Annotated in this window: 22 protein-coding genes; 12 read left to right on the top strand and 10 right to left on the bottom strand. The window is 66.1% G+C overall.

What is annotated here, in order from left to right:
• Positions 1 to 780: HNH endonuclease signature motif containing protein (locus tag A5699_RS29525; RefSeq protein WP_231965653.1), on the top strand; the 780-nt coding region annotated here is incomplete at its 5' end.
• Between the two features lie 9 nt (positions 781 to 789).
• On the opposite strand, the gene A5699_RS08820 is transcribed toward A5699_RS29525, so the two are convergent.
• Entirely contained in the window at positions 790 to 1,251 is a 462-nt protein-coding gene (locus A5699_RS08820; protein ID WP_067768276.1) for an SRPBCC family protein, read from the bottom strand.
• Positions 1,252 to 1,276: 25 nt separating this feature from the next.
• Between A5699_RS08820 and A5699_RS08815 the strand changes: the two genes are divergently transcribed.
• The 3 genes from A5699_RS08815 (at position 1,277) to A5699_RS08805 (ending at position 3,166) form a co-directional block, all read left to right on the top strand.
• Positions 1,277 to 1,633, top strand: coding sequence for a DUF427 domain-containing protein (locus A5699_RS08815; protein ID WP_067768274.1), 357 nt, complete (start codon positions 1,277 to 1,279; stop codon positions 1,631 to 1,633).
• 9 nt (positions 1,634 to 1,642) lie between these two features.
• Positions 1,643 to 2,542 (top strand): DNA-3-methyladenine glycosylase, encoded by a 900-nt coding sequence (locus tag A5699_RS08810; RefSeq protein ID WP_067768272.1) that lies wholly within the window; start codon positions 1,643 to 1,645, stop codon positions 2,540 to 2,542.
• A gap of 72 nt (positions 2,543 to 2,614) precedes the next feature.
• Entirely contained in the window at positions 2,615 to 3,166 is a 552-nt protein-coding gene (locus A5699_RS08805; protein WP_067768270.1) for a Dps family protein, read from the top strand.
• 28 nt (positions 3,167 to 3,194) lie between these two features.
• Here the strand turns inward: A5699_RS08805 and aqpZ are convergent, their stop codons facing one another.
• Both aqpZ and A5699_RS08795 read right to left on the bottom strand, forming a co-directional pair.
• Entirely contained in the window at positions 3,195 to 3,962 is a 768-nt protein-coding gene (aqpZ, locus tag A5699_RS08800; RefSeq protein ID WP_067768268.1) for an aquaporin Z, read from the bottom strand.
• 109 nt (positions 3,963 to 4,071) lie between these two features.
• Entirely contained in the window at positions 4,072 to 4,866 is a 795-nt protein-coding gene (locus A5699_RS08795; RefSeq protein WP_067768266.1) for a PaaI family thioesterase, read from the bottom strand.
• Positions 4,867 to 5,433: 567 nt separating this feature from the next.
• Here A5699_RS08795 and gltB point away from each other — a divergent pair.
• From gltB to A5699_RS29050, 4 genes are all read left to right on the top strand, one after another.
• Positions 5,434 to 10,014 carry a glutamate synthase large subunit gene (gltB, locus tag A5699_RS08790; RefSeq protein ID WP_067768286.1) on the top strand — a complete coding sequence of 1,527 codons (4,581 nt, stop codon included), beginning with the start codon at positions 5,434 to 5,436 and terminating at the stop codon, positions 10,012 to 10,014.
• The gene (locus A5699_RS08785) at positions 10,007 to 11,473 is read left to right on the top strand and encodes a glutamate synthase subunit beta (protein ID WP_067768264.1); all 1,467 of its coding nucleotides are present in this window, start codon (positions 10,007 to 10,009) and stop codon (positions 11,471 to 11,473) included. The genes gltB and A5699_RS08785 overlap by 8 nt, the downstream gene beginning before the upstream one ends.
• A gap of 18 nt (positions 11,474 to 11,491) precedes the next feature.
• Positions 11,492 to 12,802 (top strand): glycosyltransferase family 87 protein, encoded by a 1,311-nt coding sequence (locus tag A5699_RS08780; protein ID WP_067768262.1) that lies wholly within the window; start codon positions 11,492 to 11,494, stop codon positions 12,800 to 12,802.
• A 173-nt stretch (positions 12,803 to 12,975) separates the two neighbouring features.
• A complete protein-coding gene (locus A5699_RS29050; protein WP_142253883.1) occupies positions 12,976 to 13,116 on the top strand; it encodes a hypothetical protein in 141 nt (46 codons plus the stop codon).
• Positions 13,117 to 13,188: 72 nt separating this feature from the next.
• Here A5699_RS29050 and A5699_RS08775 read toward each other — a convergent pair whose 3' ends face one another.
• The gene (locus A5699_RS08775) at positions 13,189 to 14,025 is read right to left on the bottom strand and encodes an LLM class F420-dependent oxidoreductase (protein WP_067768260.1); all 837 of its coding nucleotides are present in this window, start codon (positions 14,023 to 14,025) and stop codon (positions 13,189 to 13,191) included.
• 149 nt (positions 14,026 to 14,174) lie between these two features.
• Between A5699_RS08775 and A5699_RS08770 the strand changes: the two genes are divergently transcribed.
• The 3 genes from A5699_RS08770 to A5699_RS08760 are packed head-to-tail and all read left to right on the top strand — an operon-like array spanning position 14,175 to position 16,996.
• On the top strand, positions 14,175 to 15,521 hold the full coding sequence (locus A5699_RS08770; protein ID WP_067768258.1) for an NAD-dependent succinate-semialdehyde dehydrogenase: 1,347 nt from the start codon (positions 14,175 to 14,177) through the stop codon (positions 15,519 to 15,521).
• A 29-nt stretch (positions 15,522 to 15,550) separates the two neighbouring features.
• Positions 15,551 to 16,555 (top strand): PHP domain-containing protein, encoded by a 1,005-nt coding sequence (locus tag A5699_RS08765; protein WP_067768256.1) that lies wholly within the window; start codon positions 15,551 to 15,553, stop codon positions 16,553 to 16,555.
• A gap of 9 nt (positions 16,556 to 16,564) precedes the next feature.
• Entirely contained in the window at positions 16,565 to 16,996 is a 432-nt protein-coding gene (locus tag A5699_RS08760; RefSeq protein WP_067768254.1) for a hypothetical protein, read from the top strand.
• Here the strand turns inward: A5699_RS08760 and dinB are convergent.
• The 3 genes from dinB to A5699_RS08745 are packed head-to-tail and all read right to left on the bottom strand — an operon-like array spanning position 16,993 to position 20,001.
• Positions 16,993 to 18,210 (bottom strand): DNA polymerase IV, encoded by a 1,218-nt coding sequence (gene dinB / locus A5699_RS08755; RefSeq protein ID WP_067768252.1) that lies wholly within the window; start codon positions 18,208 to 18,210, stop codon positions 16,993 to 16,995. The two genes, A5699_RS08760 and dinB, sit on opposite strands and share 4 nt — an antisense overlap.
• Positions 18,211 to 18,237: 27 nt before the next feature.
• Positions 18,238 to 19,308: an FAD-dependent monooxygenase gene (locus tag A5699_RS08750; RefSeq protein WP_067768251.1), complete on the bottom strand. Its 1,071-nt coding sequence runs from the start codon at positions 19,306 to 19,308 to the stop codon at positions 18,238 to 18,240.
• A 51-nt stretch (positions 19,309 to 19,359) separates the two neighbouring features.
• Entirely contained in the window at positions 19,360 to 20,001 is a 642-nt protein-coding gene (locus tag A5699_RS08745; protein ID WP_067768249.1) for a TetR/AcrR family transcriptional regulator, read from the bottom strand.
• 78 nt (positions 20,002 to 20,079) lie between these two features.
• Between A5699_RS08745 and A5699_RS08740 the strand changes: the two genes are divergently transcribed.
• Positions 20,080 to 21,549 (top strand): NAD(P)/FAD-dependent oxidoreductase, encoded by a 1,470-nt coding sequence (locus A5699_RS08740; RefSeq protein ID WP_067768247.1) that lies wholly within the window; start codon positions 20,080 to 20,082, stop codon positions 21,547 to 21,549.
• A gap of 6 nt (positions 21,550 to 21,555) precedes the next feature.
• Here the strand turns inward: A5699_RS08740 and rraA are convergent, their stop codons facing one another.
• The 3 genes from rraA to A5699_RS08730 are packed head-to-tail and all read right to left on the bottom strand — an operon-like array spanning position 21,556 to position 22,672.
• Positions 21,556 to 22,035: a ribonuclease E activity regulator RraA gene (rraA, locus tag A5699_RS08735; RefSeq protein ID WP_067768244.1), complete on the bottom strand. Its 480-nt coding sequence runs from the start codon at positions 22,033 to 22,035 to the stop codon at positions 21,556 to 21,558.
• 20 nt (positions 22,036 to 22,055) lie between these two features.
• On the bottom strand, positions 22,056 to 22,157 hold the full coding sequence (locus A5699_RS28405; protein ID WP_369806676.1) for a TipAS antibiotic-recognition domain-containing protein: 102 nt from the start codon (positions 22,155 to 22,157) through the stop codon (positions 22,056 to 22,058).
• A 56-nt stretch (positions 22,158 to 22,213) separates the two neighbouring features.
• Positions 22,214 to 22,672, bottom strand: a complete 459-nt coding sequence (locus A5699_RS08730; RefSeq protein ID WP_067768284.1) for a hypothetical protein — start codon at positions 22,670 to 22,672, stop codon at positions 22,214 to 22,216.
• Positions 22,673 to 22,739: the final 67 nt, after the last annotated feature.

Below are 22,739 nucleotides of genomic sequence, written 5' to 3'. Positions count from 1 at the left end.
GCCGGCACCCGGGCTGCTGCCGATGCCGCGGTGGTGCACCTGCTGGCTGAGCAAGCCACCCTCGATGCCAACAGCCCCACCCCCGGCTACCTACCCGGCTACGGGATCGTGCCCGCCCAAAGCGTGCGCGACCTGGCCGCCAACGCCACCCGCAAACCGGTGCACCTACCCGACGACAACCCCACCCCCGAGACCACCCGCGCGGCGGCTGACAGTAGTGAGGCCGCGCCAGCCTCCACCGCCAGGACCTCTGCTCCAGAGCCTGGGTATCGCCCGTCGGTGGCGTTGCGGGAGTTCATCTTCTGGCGGGATCTGACCTGCCGGTTCCCCGGCTGTGACCGGCCCGCACAGTACTGCGATGTCGACCACACCGTGCCCTATCCGGCCGGGCCGACCCATCCGTCGAACACCAAAATGTATTGCCGCACACACCATCTCGTCAAAACGTTTTGCCCCGGCTGGGTCGATCGCCAATCACCTGATGGCACCGTCGAATTCAACACACCCACCGGGCACACCTACACCACCGAAGCCCACGGCGCCACGCTGTTTCCCATCCTGGGCCAACCCACCGGGGACCTCAACCTCCCCGATCCCGAGGCGCAAAGTCCGCACCGTGGCATGAAGATGCCCAAACGCAGCCACACCCGCGAACAAGAACGCCAAGAACGCATCGCCGAAGAACGACACCTACGCGCCGAAATCAACAACGACCTCGACGTCGAACGCCAATACCAAATCTGGCTCGCCGAAGAATACGGACCACCACCACCGTTCTGAACGGCGGCATCAACCCTCGGCGCGCTCCTTCAGGCGCTGCAGGGTCAGCCGGATGTGTTCCGCATTGGCACCGTCACGATCCGCCACCCCGGTAGCCAACCCGGCGACCTTCTTGAACCAGCCCGCGCGGCGGTCCCAGGTCGATTCGGTCACCGTGCAGCCGCCGTCGGTGGCGGCGATGTCGTAACGCCAGTGCGCGACCGGGAACACCAGAGACTTCACATCGAACGCGAAGGTCTTGCCCGGCTCGGCGTCGGTGACGGTGCAGGTGGTGGACCAGCTTTTAGAGCCGTTGCGGTTGTGCCCCTTGAAAACCGCCCCAGGAGCGGCCGTGGCACCCTTCTGCCATTCCATCGCATGGGCCTCCTCGGCCAACGACGCCAGCGTGGGTAGATCGGTGATGAGCGCGTACACCGCCGCAGGGTCGGCGGCGATGGAAACGGTGGCCTTCACGGGAGCGGGAGCATTCATGGCCCGATCGTATGTTGAATGGGGTATGACCGAACGCCCCATCCTCCAACCCACCGCCGCGCATCCCATCTCCGTCACCCCGACCGGCCGTCACGTCACGGTGCGGGTCAACGGCGAGGTGGTCGCCGAGACCGACGATGCGCTCACCTTGCAGGAATCGACCTATCCGGCCGTCCAGTACATACCGCGCGCGGACGTCACCGCGGCCCTGACCCGCAGCGACACCACGACCTACTGCCCGTACAAGGGCGAGGCAAACTACTACCACGTCGGCGGGATCGACGACGCGATCTGGACGTACGAACAGCCGTACCCCGCCGTTGCCGACATCGCCGAACGTCTGGCGTTCTACCCGGACAAGGCCGACATCACCGTCGCCTAGCCTGGTGCGGTGCCCTCCACCAGCGTCGTGTTCGACGGCCCGGCGAGCCCGGGCCTGACGCTGGCGCCATGGCGCCGTAGCAGCGGGAATCCATGCCAGCGGGTCGATGCCGCCGGGGTGATCTGGCATACCAGCTTGATGGCCGGTGGCCCGGTGACCGCGCGGATCAGCAGCTCGGCGATGAACACCGTCGACTGTGAGGCCTGGGGACCTGGTAGCGCCGAGTTCCTCGACGGTTTTCCCGCGCTGATCGGCGCCGAGGACGATGCCGGCGGATTCGACCCGGTCGAGCCGACAATCGCCGAGGCCCATCGTCGAGTGCCACACCTGCGTCTCGGGCGTAGTGGACGGGTGTTGGAGGCGCTAGTGCCCGCGATCATCGAACAACGTGTCTCGGGCATGGACGCCTGGTGGGCCTGGCGGAGATTGGTGACGAAATATGGGGCTCCGGCTCCGGGGCCGGCCCCCGCCGGGATGCGGGTCATGCCGAGCCCAGAAGTCTGGCGACGTATCCCGTCGTGGGAGTTCCACCGGGCCAACGTCGACCCTCGACGGGCCCGCACGTTCGTCGGGTGCGCCCAGCGTGCCGATGCACTGGAACGGCTGACGGCCGAGCGGGCCGTGACAGCGTTGCGCTCGCTACCCGGGGTCGGCGAGTGGACCGCGGCCGAAACGGTGCAGCGGGCCTTCGGCGACGCCGACGCTCTGTCGGTGGGGGACTACAACCTGTCCACGATGGTGGGACGCACCCTGCTCGGCCGGCCGATCGACGACGCGGCGATGGTGGAACTACTCGAACCGTTGCGGCCGCACCGACAGCGAGCCGTCCGCCTGCTGGAAGCCAGTGGGCTGGCGCACAATCCGCGCTTCGGCGCTCGGCAGGCCATACCGAATCTGCGGTCGCTTTAGATCGATCATGATTGCCTGACCGGGAAGTCGGGTACCCGGGACGCGACCGAACGTGAACCGAAAGGAACCGCAATGACCGCGTTCACCATTCCCGGCATGACCGACAAGCAGGGCGCTGACACCGCCAAGCTGCTGCAGAAGCAACTCAGCACGTACAACGACCTGCACCTGACGCTCAAGCACATCCACTGGAACGTCGTCGGCCCGAACTTCATCGGGGTGCACGAGATGATCGACCCGCAGGTCGAGCTGGTCCGGGGTTACGCCGACGAAGTGGCCGAGCGCATCGCCGCCCTGGGCCAATCCCCGAAGGGCACTCCGGGTGCCATCGTCGCCGACCGTAGCTGGGACGACTACTCGGTGGGGCGCGACACCGTGCAGGCCCACCTCGCCGCACTCGACCTGGTCTACAACGGGGTCATCGAAGACACCCGTGACGGCATCGAGAAGCTCGAAAAGCTCGACCCGGTGACCCAGGACATCCTCATCGACCACGCCGCCGAGCTGGAGAAGTTCCAGTGGTTCGTGCGGGCCCACCTAGAGAACTCGGGCGGCGAACTGGCACATGAGGGGGCGCCGACCGAGAAGGGTGCGGCCGGCAAGGCGCGCCGCAAGTCCGCCTGACGCAGCGCCGCAGGGGAGCCCGGCCTGTTCAGGCCGGGCCCTCCAGCGCGTCGTCTCGCACCGGGCGTTCGGCGAGTTGTTCGGCGACGCCGAACAGATGCGCGTACAGCAGCCCGGCGATCGCCGCACCGACCAGCGGCGCCAGCCAGAACGCCCAGAGCTGCGCGGGGGCGTCGTTGCCGTTGAAGAAGGCCACCGCCGTCGAGCGGGCCGGGTTGACCGACGTGTTGGAGATCGGGATCGAGATCAGGTGGATCAGCGTCAAGGTGAGCCCGATGGCCAACCCGGCGAACCCTTTTGGCGCCCGGTCGTCGGTGGAGCCCAGGATGACCAACAAGAACACTGCGGTCAGGATTACCTCGGCCAGTAGGACTGCCGCCAGCGAGTAGCCGCCGGGTGAATGCTCACCGAAACCGTTGGCGGCCATGTTTCCCGTGGCGGTCCAGCCGTCCTTGCCTCTGGCAATCAGGTAGATCACCAGGCCGGCCACCAAACCGCCGATCACCTGGACGATCCAGTACGGCACCACCGCCGCCCACTCCACCCGGCGGGCCAGCGCGGCGCCCAGCGTGACTGCTGGATTGAAATGTCCGCCGGAGATCGTGCCGAAGGCGTAGACGCCGGTCAGCACCGTCAGGCCGAATGCGAGAGCGACGCCGAGGAAGCCGATGCCCACCGGGAAGCCGTCGGAGAGCACTTTCGCGGCGAACACCGCGCTACCGCAACCGCCAAGAACCAGCCAGAACGTCCCGATGAACTCGGCTGCCAAACGATGTCGCATTGCCGGTGTATCCATGGTGAACTCCTCCGTAGATGTGGTTCATCCGGAGCGTGTCACGCCAAACGTCGATGGCAGAGGCATTGTTGCGGAACTGATGGCACATTGAGATCAACCTGGCGGCTGATCATTGGTAGGCGGTCAGCCGGGCGATCAATGCCACCTTCCCGTCGTCGCCGACCGCGCATGCGTCGGCGACGCCGGAGCTCCGGCCGACGCGCAATGCTTTTGCCTCATAACGAGATTCGTTGCCGCCGCGGAACTGCCTGAGGTAGTTGACCCGCAACGATGCCGTGCGCCAGTGCCCACCGGCACCGAGTGCGGCCGAGGCGACCAGCTCCAGTGCGGCCGCCGACACACCGCCATGCACGATGCCGATGCTGTTGTTGACGACCGGATCGGGCAGCTGCCGCAGCACCACCGCCTCCCCGCCGGACTCGGCGACCTCCACGGACATACGGTCCTGCAGGGTTGCGGGTGGGGTTCCCTCCGTGGTGTCGGTCGGCCACTCGACGAGATGGCCGGGGACGTGGATGTGGAAGGACCGCACGGTGGCCGTACCCACCAACTGGTCTCCGTGCGTGAGCTCACACAGGCCCAGTGAACCCGTGCCCTTCGGTCCGAAGGGGCGTCCCGTCGCCACCACCGGAACCGCTGGTGAGGCCGTGATCAGGTCCATCGCCTGCGGGGTCAGTTCCAGGGCCAACTCGCTGGATACCGTCCACTCGTCATCAGCGCGGCGATAGTGGTTGACCAGACCGCCGATGTGGTCGACCAACATGGCCAGAGGGGCGACGGTCGGTTGTGCGGTCAGCGGATTGAGCAGGCCGCCGACGGGGATGGAGGCCACGCAACGGTCCGGGCCCTCCACGAGCGTTTGTACGCCCATGCGGCCCAGCGGGGTATTCAGCGGATAGTGCATCGCGGTCAAGAGTTACGCCTATCGCCGGGACTGTATACCGGCTGGGGGTATGCAGAGCGGGGAAGATCGCGTTCTGCGGGCCAAATGTTTTGCTGGACAACGGCTTTCGGTTGGCCTTCAGTGCTGGTGGCCGTGACGGCGCTGACCGGCTGTTCGCGCGCTTTCTAAGAATCTGACTAAGCTTTTCTGCAAATCAGTATATGTAGATAACGGCACGATAACGACGCTGTGTGATGTTCACAGCAAATTTTACCGGCCGTCCACCGGTTGTTGGGCCGGGGGATCGTGTCGTCGGGTCCGCTTCGGACGTCCGCTAAACCGCCTGCGCACCAAGGGCTTTCGTTTTCCGGTGGAGAAACCGGTTTCCGCGGCACAAATGGGCCGAATCAGTATAGTTAGGCTTGGCTAAGTTGGCATCTGCCACGGTTTTTGCCTTATCGTTTTCTCCACTTATGGCGTGGGGAACATAGCCGTCGTCCAGTGCTGCACGGAGGCCACCAACGCCGAGCCGGCCAATTGCCGGCGCGGTAAAGCTTCATAAGAAGCGTGTTGAAGGGCAAGGTGGGAATGGCGCCCAGAAAAGTCGGGCTGTACAACCCCGCATACGAACATGACGCATGCGGCGTGGCAATGGTGGCAGATATTCACGGCCGCCGCAGCAGAGACATCGTCGACAAGGCCATCACGGCCCTGGTGAACCTGGAGCACCGCGGTGCCCAGGGCGCCGAGCCGAACACCGGCGACGGTGCCGGCATCCTGCTGCAGGTTCCGGACTCCTTCCTGCGGGAGGTCTGCGACTTCACCCTGCCGGAAGCCGGCAGCTACGCCACCGGGATCGCGTTCCTGCCGCAGTCATCGCGCGACGCCAATGTTGCCGCCGAAGCCGTGGAGAAGATCGTCGAGGCCGAGGGCCTGCAGGTGCTCGGCTGGCGTGAGGTGCCGACCGACGACTCGTCGCTCGGTGCTCTGGCACGCGACGCGATGCCGACGTTCCGTCAGCTGTTCATCGGCGGCGCCTCGGGCATGGACCTGGAACGCAAGGCGTACGTGGTGCGCAAGCGGGCCGAGCACGAGCTGGGTACCAAGGGCCCCGGGCAGGACGGCCCCGGACGCGAAACCGTCTACTTCCCAAGCCTTTCCGGTCAGACCTTCGTCTACAAGGGCATGCTGACCACGCCGCAGCTCAAGGCGTTCTACCTCGATCTGCAGGACGAGCGGATGACCAGTGCGCTCGGCATCGTGCACTCCCGGTTCTCCACCAACACGTTCCCGTCCTGGCCGCTGGCCCACCCGTTCCGGCGCATCGCCCACAACGGCGAGATCAACACCGTCACCGGCAACGAGAACTGGATGCGCGCCCGCGAGGCACTGATCCGTACCGACGTGTTCGGTGACAACGGGCTCGACAAGATCGTCCCGGTCTGCACCCCGGGCGCCTCGGACACCGCGCGGTTCGACGAGGTGCTCGAGCTGCTGCATCTGGGCGGCCGTAGCCTGCCGCACGCCGTGCTGATGATGATCCCCGAGGCGTGGGAACGGCACGACACCATGGACCCGGCCCGTCGGGCGTTTTACGAGTTCCATGACTCGCTGATGGAGCCCTGGGACGGGCCGGCCTCGGTGTGCTTCACCGACGGCACCGTCATCGGCGCCGTGCTGGACCGCAACGGCCTGCGCCCCTCCCGCATCTGGGTCACCGAAGACGGCCTGGTGGTGATGGCCTCGGAGGCCGGTGTGCTGCCGCTCGACCCGTCCACCGTCGTCAAGAAGCTGCGCCTGCAGCCCGGCCGGATGTTCCTCGTGGACACCGCGCAGGGCCGCATCGTCTCCGACGAGGAGATCAAGGCCGAACTGGCCGCCGAGCACCCGTACCAGGAATGGGTCGAGCAGGGGCTGTTCCCGCTCGACGAGCTGCCGCCGGGTGACTACGTGCGGATGCCGCACCACCGTGTCGTGCTGCGCCAGCAGATCTTCGGCTACACCTACGAAGAGCTGAACCTGCTGGTGGCCCCGATGGCGCGCACCGGTGCCGAGGCGCTGGGGTCGATGGGCACCGACACGCCCGTCGCGATCCTCTCGACCCGGCCGCGGATGCTGTTCGACTACTTCCAGCAGCTGTTCGCCCAGGTCACCAACCCGCCGCTGGACGCGATCCGCGAAGAGGTGGTCACCAGCCTGCAGGGCGTGATCGGACCCGAGGGCGACCTGCTCAACCCGGGACCGGAATCGTGCCGCCAGATCGTGCTGCCGCAGCCGATCCTGCGTAACGCCGACCTGTCCAAGCTGATCTGCGTCGACCCCGACCACGAGGTCCGGGGCCGCAAACACGGCATGCGGGCCGCGGTGATCCGCTGCCTCTACCCCGTCAACCGCGGTGGACAGGGCCTCAAGGAAGCGCTGGACAACGTCCGCGCCAAGGTGTCCGAGGCGATCCGTGAGGGCGCGCGCATCATCGTGCTCTCCGACCGTGAGTCCAACGAGACCATGGCGCCGATCCCGTCGCTGCTGTCCGTGGCCGCCGTGCACCACCACCTGGTGCGCGAGCGCACCCGCACCAAGGTCGGCCTGGTGGTCGAGGCCGGTGACGCCCGCGAGGTGCACCACATGGCCATGCTGTGCGGCTTCGGTGCCGCCGCGATCAACCCGTACATGGCCTTCGAGTCGATCGAGGACATGGTCGACCGCGGCGTGATCAGCGGCATCTCCAGTGACAAGGCCAAGGCCAACTACGTCAAGGCCGCCGGCAAGGGTGTGCTCAAGGTGATGTCCAAGATGGGCATCTCCACCCTGGCGTCCTACACCGGTGCCCAGCTGTTCCAGGCCATCGGCATCTCCCAGGAGGTGCTCGACCAGTACTTCACCGGCCTGAGCTGCCCGGTGGGCGGCATCGACCTCGACGACATCGCCGCCGACGTCGCCACCCGCCACGCGCTGGCCTTCCTGGACCGCCCCGACGAGCGCGCCCACCGCGAGCTCGAGGTCGGCGGCGAGTACCAGTGGCGCCGCGAGGGCGAGTACCACCTGTTCAACCCGGACACGGTGTTCAAGCTCCAGCACTCCACCCGCACCGGCCAGTACTCGATCTTCAAGGAGTACACCGCCCTGGTCGACGACCAGAGTGAACGGATGGCCTCGCTGCGCGGACTTTTGAAGTTTCGTGACGGCATCCGCCAGCCCGTGCCGCTGGACGAGGTGGAGCCGGCCTCCGAGATCGTCAAGCGCTTCTCCACCGGTGCCATGAGCTACGGCTCGATCTCGGCCGAGGCGCACGAGACGCTGGCTATCGCGATGAACCGCCTTGGCGGACGGTCGAACTCGGGTGAGGGCGGCGAGAGCGTCGACCGCTTCGAGCCGGACGAGAACGGTGACTGGCGGCGCAGCGCCATCAAGCAGGTGGCCTCGGGCCGCTTCGGCGTGACCAGCCACTACCTGACCAACTGCACCGACATCCAGATCAAGATGGCCCAGGGTGCGAAACCCGGTGAGGGCGGCCAGCTTCCGGGGCACAAGGTGTACCCGTGGGTGGCCGAGGTGCGGCACTCGACCCCGGGTGTCGGCCTGATCTCACCGCCGCCGCATCACGACATCTACTCGATCGAGGATCTGGCGCAGCTGATCCACGACCTGAAGAACGCCAACCCGGCGGCGCGTGTGCACGTCAAGCTGGTGTCGGAAAACGGTGTGGGCACGGTTGCCGCGGGTGTGTCCAAGGCGCACGCCGACGTGGTGCTGATCTCCGGGCACGACGGCGGTACCGGTGCCACCCCGCTCACCTCGATGAAGCACGCCGGTGCCCCGTGGGAGCTGGGGCTGGCCGAGACGCAGCAGACCCTGCTGCTCAACGGCCTGCGCGATCGCATCGTGGTCCAGGTCGACGGTCAACTCAAGACCGGCCGCGACGTGGTGATCGCCGCGCTGCTGGGCGCCGAGGAGTTCGGTTTCGCCACTGCGCCACTGGTGGTTTCGGGCTGCATCATGATGCGCGTCTGCCACCTCGACACCTGCCCGGTGGGTGTCGCCACCCAGAACCCGGTGCTGCGCGAGCGGTTCAACGGCAAGCCGGAGTTCGTCGAGAACTTCTTCATGTTCATCGCCGAAGAAGTCCGGGAACTCATGGCGGAGTTGGGCTTCCGCACCGTCAACGAGATGGTCGGCCAGGTCGGAGCGCTGGATACGACCCAGGCCGCCGAGCACTGGAAGGCCCACAAGCTGGATCTGTCGCCGGTGCTCTACGAGCCCGAATCGGCGTTCATGAACCAGGACCTGTACTGCAGCTCGCGTCAGGACCACGGCCTGGACAAGGCACTGGATCAGCAGCTGATCACCCAGAGCCGCGAGGCCCTGGATTCCGGTTCGCCGGTGCGCTTCTCAACAAAAATCACCAACGTGAACCGCACCGTCGGCACCATGCTGGGCCATGAGGTCACCAAAGCCTATGGCGGGCAGGGGCTTCCGGACGGCACGATCGACATCACGTTCGACGGATCGGCCGGCAACAGCTTCGGTGCGTTTGTGCCCAAGGGCATCACGCTGCGGGTCTACGGTGACGCCAACGACTACGTCGGCAAGGGATTGTCGGGCGGCCGGATCGTGGTGCGTCCCGCCGACGAGGCCCCGGCCGAGTTCTCCGCCGAGGACAACATCATCGCGGGCAACGTCGTCCTGTTCGGCGCCACCAGCGGTGAGGCGTTCCTGCGCGGCCAGGTCGGCGAGCGGTTCGCGGTCCGAAACTCCGGCGCCCACGCAGTTGTCGAGGGGGTCGGCGACCACGGTTGCGAATACATGACCGGAGGCAAGGTCGTCATCCTCGGACCCACCGGCCGCAACTTCGCGGCGGGCATGTCCGGTGGTGTCGCCTACGTCTACGACCCGGCCGGTGTGCTGGGCGAGAACCTGAACAGCGAGATGGTGGAGCTGGAAGCGTTGGACGCTTCCGATGCGGCCTGGTTGCGCGACTTTGTCGCGGCCCACGTCGACGCCACCGATTCGGCTGTGGGGCAACGGGTCCTATCTGATTGGGATAACGAGTTGAAGCACTTTGTGAAGGTCATGCCGCGCGACTACAAGCGCGTGCTGGCCGCGATTGCCGAGGCCGAGCGCGCCGGCGAAGACGTCAACGACGCGATCATGGCGGCCGCCAATGGCTGATCCACGCGGTTTCCTCAAGCACACGTCCCGCGAGCTGCCGCCGCGGCGGCCCGTGCCCCTGCGGCTGAAGGACTGGAAAGAGGTATACGAGGACTTCTCCCACGAGACGCTGCAGGACCAGGCTTCACGATGCATGGACTGCGGTATCCCGTTCTGCCACAACGGCTGTCCGCTGGGCAACCTGATCCCCGAGTGGAACGACCTGGTGTACCGGGACCGGTGGCGCGACGCGATCGAGCGGCTGCACGCCACCAACAACTTCCCGGAGTTCACCGGGCGGCTGTGCCCCGCCCCATGTGAGGCGTCGTGCGTCCTGGGCATCAACCAGGACCCGGTGACCATCAAGCAGGTCGAGGTCGAGATCATCGACAACGCCTTCGACCAGGGCTGGGTGGTCCCGAAGATGCCCGACGTGCAGACCGGTAAGAAGGTCGCCGTCGTTGGGTCCGGGCCGGCCGGATTGGCTGCGGCGCAACAGCTCACGCGCGCCGGCCACACCGTCACGGTGTTCGAGCGTGCCGACCGCATCGGCGGCCTGCTGCGCTACGGCATCCCCGAGTTCAAGATGGAAAAACGCCACATCGACCGGCGTCTGGAGCAGATGGCGGCCGAGGGCACCACGTTCCGCCCCGGCGTCAACGTCGGCGTCGACATCACCGTGGCGCAGCTGCGGCTGAACTACGACGCCGTCGTGCTCGCCGGCGGTGCCACCGCCTGGCGTGATCTGCCGATCCCGGGCCGCGAGCTCGACGGCATCCATCAGGCCATGGAATTCCTGCCGTGGGCCAACCGGGTTCAGCTCGGCGACGAGGTCCTCGACGAGAACGGCCAGCCGCCGATCACCGCCAAGGACAAGCACGTCATCATCATCGGCGGTGGCGACACCGGCGCCGACTGCCTGGGCACCTCGCACCGTCAGGGCGCGGCCAGCATTCACCAGTTCGAGATCATGCCGCGGCCGCCGGAGACCCGCGCGGACTCGACGCCGTGGCCGACCTACCCGCTGATGTTCCGGGTGTCCTCGGCCCACGAAGAGGGCGGCGAGCGCGTGTTCTCGGTCAACACCGAGGAATTCGTCGGCACCGACGGTCGTGTCACCGGGCTGAAGGCACACGAGGTCAAGATGAACGCCGGCAAGTTCGAGAAGGTCAAGGGGACCGACTTCGAGCTCAAGGCCGACCTGGTGCTGCTGGCCATGGGCTTCGTCGGTCCGGAGAAGGAAGGCCTGCTGGCCAACCTCGGTGTCGAGCTGACCGACCGCGGAAACGTCAAGCGCGACGACAACTTCCAGACCTCGGTGCCCGGCGTGTTCGTGGCCGGTGACATGGGTCGTGGACAGTCGTTGATCGTGTGGGCGATCGCCGAAGGTCGGGCCGCCGCGGCCGGCGTGGACCGCTACCTGATGAGCAAGACCGCACTGCCCGCACCGATCAAGCCGACTGCTGCGCCGCAGCGGTAAGGGCACCGTGGCAGGCGGATGAGGCTGCGACGTCGCGTCGTCTCCGGGACAGTGTTGATCGCTGTCCTGGCGGTGCTCGTACATGACCACCTCATCCCGTTCAGCACGCAGTTCTACGGACTGACCGGCAACAACTTCGACCTGGACACGTATCGCGCTGCGGTGCACGCGTCGTGGGATGGTAGGAGCCTGTACGACGAACCAGCGCTGCGTGGCGCGTGGTTCGTGTATCCGCCGTTCGCGACGTTCCTGCTGGCGCCGCTGGCCTGGCTTGGTTTCGACGTCGCGAAGTTTGTCTTGCTGGCGGTGTCGATTGGCCTACTGGGGCTCATCGCGTGGCGCATCCTGCGGTTGGCCGGGGTACGGGCGGACTTTCGGCTGGGCGTGATGAGTGCGGCACTTGCTGTGATCGTCGTCGACGTCGAACCCGTGCAGGCCACGTTGTGGTGGGGGCAGATCAACGTCGTGCTCATGGCGATGGTGATGCTCGATCTGTTGCGACCCAGCGGTGCCCGGTGGCGGGGGATCGGACTGGGTCTGGCGGCGGGTATCAAGCTCACGCCGCTGATCTTCCTGCCGTACCTGCTCGTTACCCGGCAGTGGCGGGCCTCAGCCACTGCCGCAATCACTTTCGTCGCGACGGCGGCGTTGACTTGGCCGATCTTGCCGCGGGACAGTGCCTGGTTCTGGACGCATCTCGGGGACACGTCGCACATCAGCCGTATCGATCATTTGGCGAACCAGTCCATCAACGGCTTTCTGGCTCGCTACTTCGCACCGGACCCCCGTCCGGAATGGCAGTGGATTGTGTTGAGCCTGTTGGCGGTTGCCGTCGGCCTCGCGGTGGCCGCGTGGGCGCACCGGCGAGGAGAACCGGTGCTGGCGGTGGTGCTGGTGGGCCTTTTGGGTTGCGCGGTGTCGCCGTTCAGCTGGGCGGCGCACTGGGTCTGGTTCGCGCCGGCGATCTTCTGGTTCGTGGCGAAAGCGTTGACGACGCCACGACCGTGGACGGCCGGCTGGATGTGTCGCGCCGTCGGCCTGTTCGCGATGACCTTCATGTGGACGTTGCACCGGCCGGCTCGCAACCACACCACCATGTACTTCAGCGGCGTCTATTGGAACTATCTGGACCTGCGCCGGTTCTGGGTCGGCCAGTTCGCGAGTGGGTGGTATCCGCTCGTGTTCGGATGTTCCGTGATTGCGGCTGTGGGTTGGTTACGGCTGAGCACGACGCCGGAGCGGGTTGATGCCGGCCAGACGTCCATGACGTCGGACGACCTCGACGACTACCCGCCGGAGTTCCTCGATGAGGAGCTGGCGCGCACGTAGTGGGCCCGCTCGGTAATCCCACCAGTCACACCAGCCTCACGAAAAACAGCATATTTTTGTGCGGCGTGGCTCACACTGTTTGCCGGATGTCCGGTATCTAATGACTCGGTGAGAGTGCTGCGGTAACGTAGAACTACGGGTACAGCTACCAGTTAGTCGCAGGAGTGATCACCGTGTACATCAACCCGATCAGTCGGTCACGGATGGGTCGAATTGCCTGGTCATTGTTCCGTCATCCGATGAAGAGCCGCGAGTTCCCGGCCAAGCAGGAACGTCTGGTCACCGCCGACGAGCTACTTCGCTTCGGCGTCTAGGACATATCGAGCAGTTACGCTGGGCAGCCTCCTCGACTGCCCAGCGTATTTGCTTTCATTGCACCTGCCTACTCAGTTGCCCCGGAGCGCTTCGGCCAATGGCTCGAGCACGGCCGGATCGTAGGGCGGCGGTAGATAGATGATCGCCAGATCCAGGCCCTCGGCGCCGAGCGCGGCGGCCTCGTCGACCACCTTCGCAAAATCGCGGTCCTCGCCGAGGCGCACATGCGCCGACAGCGTGATCTCCTTGGGGTCGCGACCGAGGTCAGCGCAATGCGCGGCGAGCACGTCGCGCTTACGGGCGAATTCCTCGGGCGGACCACCGACGAAGTTCCAATGGTCGGCGTACTTCGCGGTGATCCGGAGCGTGCGCTTTTCCCCGCTACCGCCGATGCAGAACGGCGGATGCGGCTGCTGCGGGCCCTTCGGTTCGTTGCGCGCGTCCTTGAGTTGATAGAACCTGCCGTCGAACGTCGTCGTCTCCTGGCTCAACAGACCCTTGAGAACCTCACAGGCCTCCTCGAAGCGATCGAAGCGCTCTTTGATCGAACCGAGTTCGATGCCGTATGCGCCGGACTCCTCCTCGTTCCAGCCGGCGCCGATGCCCAGTTCCAGGCGGCCGTTGGAGACGATGTCGAGTGCGGAGGCCATGTTCGCGAGCACCGCCGGGTGGCGGTAGTGGATACCGGTGACGAGCACGCCGACCCGCAACCGCTCGGTGGCCTGGGCCAGCGCGGTGAGCGTGGTCCAGCCCTCCAGACAGGGGCCGGACGAGTCAGAGAAGATCGGATAGAAGTGATCGAACGTCCAGCCGGATTCGAAGACGTCGATCTGGTCGGCAGCTTTCCAGACGGCAAGCATGTCGGCCCACGTGGTGTTCTGCGGTGAGGTTTTGAAGGCGAAGCGCACGTCATCCGAAACTAGTCGCGTCCGCTGGTTCATTCCTGGCAATCCAAGCCGTGCTGATTACGTATCTTCACGGCTATTTCGCCGCCGCAATCGGTAGTGTCGGGCACAGAAAAATACGAAATCGTGCGACCTGAGCATCTGGAGCGAACATGAGTGAGTACGCAGTCACCGATCCGGCGACCGCCGAGGTGATCGCCACCTACCCGACCTCGACCGACGCCGAAATCCAGGCCGCGATCGAGGCTGCCGCCAAGACCGCCCGCAGCTGGGCGCGCACCACCACGGTGGCCGAGCGGGCCGCACTCTTGGCGAAGGTGGGGAAGCTGCACGAACAGCGCCGCGAACAACTTGCCGACGTGATCGTCCGTGAGATGGGCAAGCCGCGGGATCAATCGCTGGGTGAGGTGGACTTCTGCGCGGCCATCTACCAGTACTACGCCGACAACGCCGAGAAGTTCCTGGCCGACGAGCCGATCGACCTCCTCGAGGGCGAGGGCAGCGCGGTGATCAAGCGTGGCCCGATCGGTGTGCTGCTCGGCATCATGCCGTGGAACTACCCGTACTACCAGGTGGCCCGATTCGCCGGCCCAAATCTGGTGGTGGGCAACACGATTCTGCTCAAGCATGCGCCACAGTGCCCCGAATCCGCCGAGCTGCTGCAACTGCTCTTCCTGGAGGCCGGCTTTCCGCAGGGTGCCTACGTCGACATCCGCGCCACCAACGACCAGGTCGCCGACATCATCGCCGACCCGCGGGTGGCCGCAGTGTCGCTGACCGGCTCCGAGCGGGCCGGCGCCGCAGTGGCCGAGATCGCCGGGCGCAACCTGAAGAAGTGTGTCCTGGAACTCGGTGGCTCCGATCCGTTCATCGTGCTGTCCACCGATGATCTCGACGCCACCGTCGAGTCTGCGGTCGAGGGCCGGATGGAAAACACCGGTCAGGCCTGTAACGCCGCCAAGCGATTCATCGTCGCCGAGAACCTCTACGACGAGTTCCTGACCAAGTTCACCGAGAAGCTGCTGGCGGCCGCCGACGGGATCGCGCCGTTGTCGTCGGAGGCCGCAGCCGAACGCCTTGAGCAACAGGTGAAGACGGCCGTCGACCAGGGCGCCCAGCTGACCTCGGCCGGTGAGCGCCGCGGCGCGTTCTACCCGCCGGCCGTGCTCACCGGCGTCACCGAAGACAACGACGCGTACCACCAGGAGCTGTTCGGCCCGGTGGCCGTGGTGTACAAGGCCGGCTCCGAAGACGAGGCCATCGCCATCGCCAACGACACCCCGTTCGGCCTCGGCTCCTACGTCTTCACCACCGACGCCGAGCAGGCCAAGCGCGTGGCCGACCGCATCGATGCCGGCATGGTATTCGTCAACGCCGTCGGTGCCGAAGGCGCCGAGCTGCCGTTCGGTGGGGTCAAGCGCTCCGGTTTCGGGCGGGAACTCGGCCGCTACGGCATCGAGGAGTTCGTGAACAAGAAGCTGATCCGTATCGCCGGTTGAGCGCCGGCGCCGACGGGCACACTGGACACATGGACCCGGTCACCGCGCTGCGCCAGATCGCGTACTACAAGGACCGGGCGCGGGAGGACCCGCGACGGGTGATGGCTTACCGCAATGCCGCCGACACCGTCGAGGCGTTGACCGATGCCCAGCGCGAACGTCTCGGCGCGAGCAACAGTTGGCAGACGCTGCCCGGGGTCGGACCCAAGACCGCGAAGGTGATCGCGCAGGCCTGGGCCGGCCACGAGCCGGACTCCTTGGTCGAATTGCGTTCAGCCGCCAAGGATCTCGGCGGTGGAGAGTTGCGCGCGGCGCTGCGCGGTGACCTGCACGTGCACTCGAACTGGTCCGACGGGTCGGCGCCGATCGAAGAGATGATGCTGGCCGCACGGGAACTCGGCCACGAATACTGTGCGCTCACCGATCATTCGCCGCGGCTGAAGATCGCCAACGGGTTGTCGCCCGAGCGGTTGCGCGAGCAGCTCGACGTCATCGAGCAGGTGCGCGAGCTCGTCGCGCCGATGCGCATTCTCACCGGGATCGAGGTGGACATCCTCGAAGACGGATCGCTGGACCAGGAACCCGAGTTGCTCGAACGCCTGGACGTGGTGGTGGCCAGTGTGCACTCCAAGCTGGCCATGGATGCCCCGGCGATGACCCGGCGCATGCTGAACGCCGTCGCCAACCCGCATACCGATGTGTTGGGGCACTGCACCGGGCGGCTGGTCACCGGCGGGCGGGGACAGCGTCCCGAATCGAAGTTCGACGCCGAGAAGGTGTTCACCGCCTGCCGTGACCACGGCACTGCCGTCGAGATCAACTCCCGCCCGGAGCGGCGCGACCCGCCGACGAGGCTGCTCGAGCTGGCCCGGGACATCGGCTGCGTGTTCAGCATCGACACCGATGCGCATGCACCCGGTCAGCTCGATTTCCTGGGTTACGGTGCGCAGCGGGCGTTGGATGCCGAGGTTCCCGCCGAGCGGATCGTCAACACCTGGCCCGCCGAACAACTGCTCGACTGGACTGCCTCATAGACTCACGCGATGCACGCGGATCTCGGCATCGACACCGTCATCACCCTGCTGGCCGCCGGCCTGATCTTCCTGCTGGCGCTGGTACTCGGGGTGTGGAAGTACCGGCAGATGGCCACGAGTGAAAATCACCTGGCCCACCCGTACGTCGACATCGCCCACCGAGCCGCCCTGCTGTATTCCTTCGCGACGCTGCTGGTGGCGGTGTTCGTCGAGCTCAGTGCCTGGCCCACCGCGGTCAATCTCACCGCGGCCATGGTGCTCGTGTTCTTCTTCGTCGTCGCGATCGGCAGTTACATCGAGCACGGCGCCAAGCAGGACACCACCAACCAGTTCGAGCACCCGACCGGGGCCCTTCATGCCGGCATGGTGGCGCTGATCGTGGGAGAGATCGGTGGATTCGCGGTATTGCTGGCCGGATTCATTGCGGCGCAGTTCTTTTAATACGGCAGCGTAGGCATTTCCAGGCCAGGATCCCGCCCGACGAGCACCCCGCGGGTCAGCATCGCGTTGCCGAACCGCTGACGTACCTCGTCGATCGCGCCGTCGATCGCCACCGGATCGGGCTCAGATTCGAACGGCAACTCCAACTGCTGGCTGCCCGCATGGTCGATGTTGGACACCGCGAAACCGATGAGGGTGAGCCCCCGCTCGGCGATGACGGGCGCAGCGGCGCTCACCAGGGCCCGCGCCGCGGCCAGCACCGCCTCCGTCGAGGCGGTGGCCCGGGGGAGGGTGTGCGACCGGGTGGCGCGGCCGAAATCGTCGAAACGCAAACGCAATACGACGGTACGTCCGGTGCGCCCGGCGCCGCGCATCCGGCGGGTGATGCGGTCGACCAGATTGACCACCACCATGTCGACCTCCGCGGCCGACATGGTGTTGCCGCGTCGCCCCAGCGCGCGCTGGGCGCCGATCGAACTGCGCCGCACGCCCGTCGTCACCCTCCGGCGATCGATGTTGCGCGACAACGCATACAGTTGCCGGGCCATAGCGCCGCCGACCATGGTGCTCAGTGCCGACTCGGACAGCTCGGCCACGTCGGCCACCGTCTCGACGCCGTGGTCGTGCAGTTTCGCGGCGGTCTTGGCGCCCACACCCCAGAGCCGGCGCACCGGCAGCGGATGCAGGAACGCCAGCTCGCGATCGGGCGGGACCAGCAGCAGCCCATCCGGTTTGGCGACCTGGCTGGCCACCTTGGCCAGGAACTTCGTGCGGGCGATGCCGACCGTGATGGGCAGGCCCACCTGCTCGCTGACCTGCTCGCGCAGCCGTCGGGCGATCTGCACCGGCGTGCCCGACACCCGGGCCAGCCCGGACACGTCGAGGAACGCCTCGTCCACCGACAACGGCTCGACCACCGGCGTCGTGTCTTCGAAGACCCTGAACACCTCTCGACTCGCCTCCGAGTATTCCGACATCCGCGGCGGCACCACCACGGCCTGCGGGCACAACGCCCGAGCCTGGCGTCCGCCCATCGCGGTGCGCACGCCGAACGCCTTGGCCTCGTAACTGGCCGCCAGCACCACGCCGCCCCCGACGATCACGGGCCGGCCGCGCAGCGCCGGATCGTCACGCTGCTCGACCGAGGCGTAGAACGAGTCGAGATCAGCGTGCAGGATGGCTGCCTGCAGAGTCGGACCATCGGACACGAACATATGTTCGCATAGTCGGGGCCTAGTGACTCAAACTCTCGGCACGGTTGGTGGCCGCCAACGGCTGACAGATCCTGCGATGAGACCGAAGACCGTATCCGGTGTGAGGCGCAGCGCGACGTCGCGGCTGCGCATCAGCATTTCGGTGCGTGGACTCGCAATATAGGACCCGATCTTGGAGGCGCAGTAGAGCGCTAGGTGGCGCCGACGGCGTTTCGCCAGTTCGGTGGCACCGCCAGTGGCCAGGGTGATCGCATCTTCCATGGCCAGCGCCGCCCCCTGGCCGAAGGTGGGGCGCATGGTGTGCGCCGCGTCGCCGATGAGTACGACTTTTCCGCGGACCAGATCACGCACTGGCGGGGCTTCGAAGATCTCCGGGGTGGCGATCTGGGGCGGGTCGGCCGCATCGATCAACATCGGCAGCGGTGTCGCCCAGTCCCGATAGTCACGTAACTGGGCGTGCGGTTGGTGTGTCCCGCCGTAGACGTAGGTGCGTCCATCGGCCAGCGGCAGGATCCCGAAATCGGCGACCCGTCCCCAAATTGAGCCGAATCCGGAGTCCAGTTCACGGTCGACGATCCACGACCAACCATTTGTGCCGGTGAATCTCGGTGGCGGCGCATCCGGCCAGAGCGATCGTCGGACGACACCACGGGTGCCGTCGGCTCCGACGACGAGGTCGAATCGCTGTTCGCGGTCGTTCACGGTCAGCGAGCCGTCGACGCCCACGCCTGTCACCGTGCTGCCGTAGTGCAGGCAATGCGCCGGGAGGCGGTCGGTCAGCCAGGTGATCAGCTGCCGACGCAGCACGGTTGCGTACTGGTCTCCGCCGGTGAGTTGGGCCAGCGTGCGGCGCACGAGAACGCGGCCGTCGTAGGTGCGTACGGTGGCCGACGTTCGTGACCACGGCTCGGTGAGGATGTTCTCGCGCACGCCGAGAATCGAGAGGCACGTCAGGGCGTTCTGGGCGAGGGAGATTGCGCCGCCGGCCGTGGACGGACCGGCGGATTTTTCGAACACGTCGACGTCGTGGCCGGTGTCGCGGAATGCGATTGCAGCCGCAAGGCCGGCGAACCCGCCACCGACGATCCCCACCCGCATGTTCGTAAACTACGACGTGTAGTAGTGGAAGTCGAGTGGCCAGGGCGCTGATTAGTCGGTGTCGCCGTAGATGCTGGTCAACCAGATGTGGGTGAGGGTGTCGACCACCTTGTCGTAGTCGACCGCGGGTTGTTCGGCGCTCAGGGCCGCCATCATGGTCCGCTCGTTCATCAGGTTGAGCGACGTCGCGAGATCCCGCGCGGAAATGGTGTCGGGGGCTGCTCCGCGCTGCCGTTCGGCCGCGATCAGGGCGGCCGTCAGATTGATCCACTTCTGCATGAGCCCGGACCAAAAAGTGCGAAACTCCGGACTGCTGTTGAGCGCCTCGGTGCCGGCGCGGGCAGTGGCGGGGTGCGAGGCGAACGAGTCGAAGAAGATCTCGATGCCCCGGCGAATCGCCCGCTTGGGATCGGCCGGCATGTCTTCGAGCGCGCTGTCGAAGCCCGTGTCGGCACGCTTGATCAGTGGATCGATCAATGACAGTAAGACTGCTTCCTTCGACGGGAAGTAGAAGTAGAAGGTCGGGCGAGAGATTCCGGCGCCTTTGGCCAGGTCATCGACAGATATGTCGGCGAACTTCTTGTTTTCCAGCAGCTGCCGAGCCGTTGCGAGGATCGCCGCCTCACGGTCGTCGCCCGATGGCCGGGCGGCTCGGCGACCGCGCGGCGCGCGGGTGGTGCTGGAGGTGGTCACAGCCAGAACCTTAACACTGTGTTGAATTTATCAACAGGCTGTTGACCCACTCAACACCGTGTTGATACCGTCGGTCCCATGAACGAACACTTCGATGTCGTGATCGTCGGCGCCGGTATCTCCGGCATCAGCACGGCCTGGCACCTGCAGGACCGCTGCCCCACCAAGAGCTACGTGATCCTCGAGCGCCGGGAGAACATCGGCGGCACCTGGGACCTGTTCAAATACCCGGGCATCCGCTCCGACTCGGACATGTTCACCCTCGGGTTCCGGTTCAAGCCCTGGGAGTCGGCCCGCTCGATCGCCGACGGCCAGTCGATCTGGAACTACATCAACGAGGCCGCCGACGAGAACGGCATCCGCGAGCACATCCGCACGGGCCACCGCGTCCTGTCGGTGGACTGGTCGGACGCCGACAACCGCTGGACCGTGGACATCGAGCACAACGGCGAAGCCAAGCAAATCACCGCGTCGTTCCTGTCGGTGTGCAGCGGCTACTACAACTACGACGAGGGCTACTCACCCGAATTCCCGGGTGCCGCGGACTTCAAGGGTCAGATCATCCACCCGCAGCACTGGCCCGAGGACCTGGACTACACGGGCAAGAACGTCGTCGTGATCGGGTCCGGGGCCACCGCGGTGACCCTGATCCCGTCCCTGGTCAACGGCGGCGTCGGCCACGTGACGATGCTGCAGCGCTCGCCCACCTACATCGGCTCGCTGCCGCTGGAGGACCCCGTCGCGCTGAAGACAAACAAGTACCTGCCGAAAAACCTGGCGCACTTCGTCAACCGGTGGAAGCAGATCGGCTACAGCACCGGGCAGTACCAGGTTGCCCGCAACTTCCCGGCGGTCTTCAAGAAGGTGCTGCGCCGGATGGCCGAACGCCGGCTGCCCGAGGGGTTCGACTACGACAAGCACTTCAGCCCCCGATACAACCCGTGGGACGAGCGAGTGTGCCTGGCGCCCAACGGTGATCTGTTCAAGGCGATCCGCTCGGGCAAGGCCGGCGTCGTCACCGACACCATCGAGACCTTCACCGAAACGGGCATCAAGCTCACCTCGGGTGAGGAGCTGCAGGCCGACATCATCGTCACCGCAACCGGTTTGAACATGCAGCTGTTCGGCGGTGCGGTGGCCCACCGCAACGGTGAGCCGATCGACCTGACCAAGTCCATGACCTACAAGGGTCTGATGCTCTCCGGCGTGCCGAACATGGCGATCACCTTCGGTTACACCAACGCATCCTGGACGCTCAAGGCCGATTTGGTCTCCGAGTTCATCTGCCGCGTGCTGAACTACATGGACGCCAACGGTTTCGACCGGGTCGAACCACAGCACCCCGGCGACAGCGTCGACGAACTGCCGTTCATGGACTTCACCCCTGGCTACTTCCGCCGGGCCATGGACACCCTGCCCAAGTCAGGCTCGGCAGCGCCGTGGAAACTCAAGCAGAACTACTTCTTCGACATGCGCACGATCCGCTACGGCAAGGTCGACGAGGAGTCGCTGCACTTCACCAAACACCGTGCAGCCGTGAAGGTTTGAGTCAGGTCACGCGGCGACGACGACGATGCCGTCCTCGTCGGCGTACGCGATCTCGCCCGGAACGAACGTCACGCCGCCGAAGCTGACCTCGACGTCGCGCTCACCCTCACCGGTCTTGGTGCCCTTGCGCGGGTTGGTGCCCAGGGCCTTGATCCCGACGTCGATGGTCCGCAGGGCGGCCGCGTCGCGCACTGCGCCGTGCACGATCACCCCGGACCAGCCGTTGTCGGCGGCCAGTCCGGCGATGATGTCGCCCACCAGCGCGGTGTGCAGCGAGCCGTTGCCGTCGACCACCAGCACCCCGCCGTTACCCGGGGTGGACAGGATCGACTTGAGCAGTGCGTTGTCCTGGAAGCAGCGCACCGTGGTGATCGGCCCGGCGAACATGGTCTTGCCGCCGTAGTTCTGCAACTGCAGATCGCAGCTACGGACGTCGGGGTAGATCTCGTCGACCAGATCAGCGGTGGCGCGCGGTTCGATACTCACCCCGCAATTATCGCAGCTCGCTAGCGGCCGACACTTTGCACGATGATGTCGTGCACGAACTGGGCCAGCCCGGGCTCGGCATCGTCGTAGTAGCGGGCGAAGCGCTCGTCCTGCACATAGATGTTCGCCAGGGCAGGCCACTATTGACCCTGACGTCGCGTCAGGGTCAACCGGAAAGTCAGTCTTCCTCGGAACTTCGCCTGCTGAGCAGGACCAGGATCACGGCCAGAACACCGACGGCCACCGCTGCCACCACGGGCAGTTTGGACGACGGGCTGTCGGCCAGTGGAACCGGCGCTGGGCCAGCCACCGGGTTGGTGGCCGATGTGACGGTCGACTTGGCTTGGGCAGCAGCCTCTTTGGCTGCCTTGGCGACATCCGGGACCGGGATGGCGGGTGCGGGTGCGGGCTCGACAGGAGCCGCGGGAGGAGCGGGCGGCGGAGCAGGCTGCACCTTTTTCGCCGGGGCCTTTTTTGCCGGAGCTTTCTTGGCGGCCTTCGCCGGGGCCTTTTTCGCAGCCGCCTTCTTGGCCGGGGCTTTCTTGGCGGCTTTCTTGGCAGGCGGAGGACCGGGCTTGGGAGCCGACTCAGCCGCGGTCTCGGGCTTCTCGGCGGGTTGATCCTGCTCCTCTGCCATCTGGCTGCTCCTTTGCAGTATCTGGTGTTCCGCGCCAGCGCGGTCGGTGGGGGCCGGCAGTATTCCC

Origin of the sequence: Mycobacterium sp. E802, assembly GCF_001666875.1 — a bacterium.
Classification (GTDB): domain Bacteria; phylum Actinomycetota; class Actinomycetes; order Mycobacteriales; family Mycobacteriaceae; genus Mycobacterium.
Note: the sequence above shows the minus strand (reverse complement) of the source record. Positions and strands in the feature narration are given on the sequence as shown.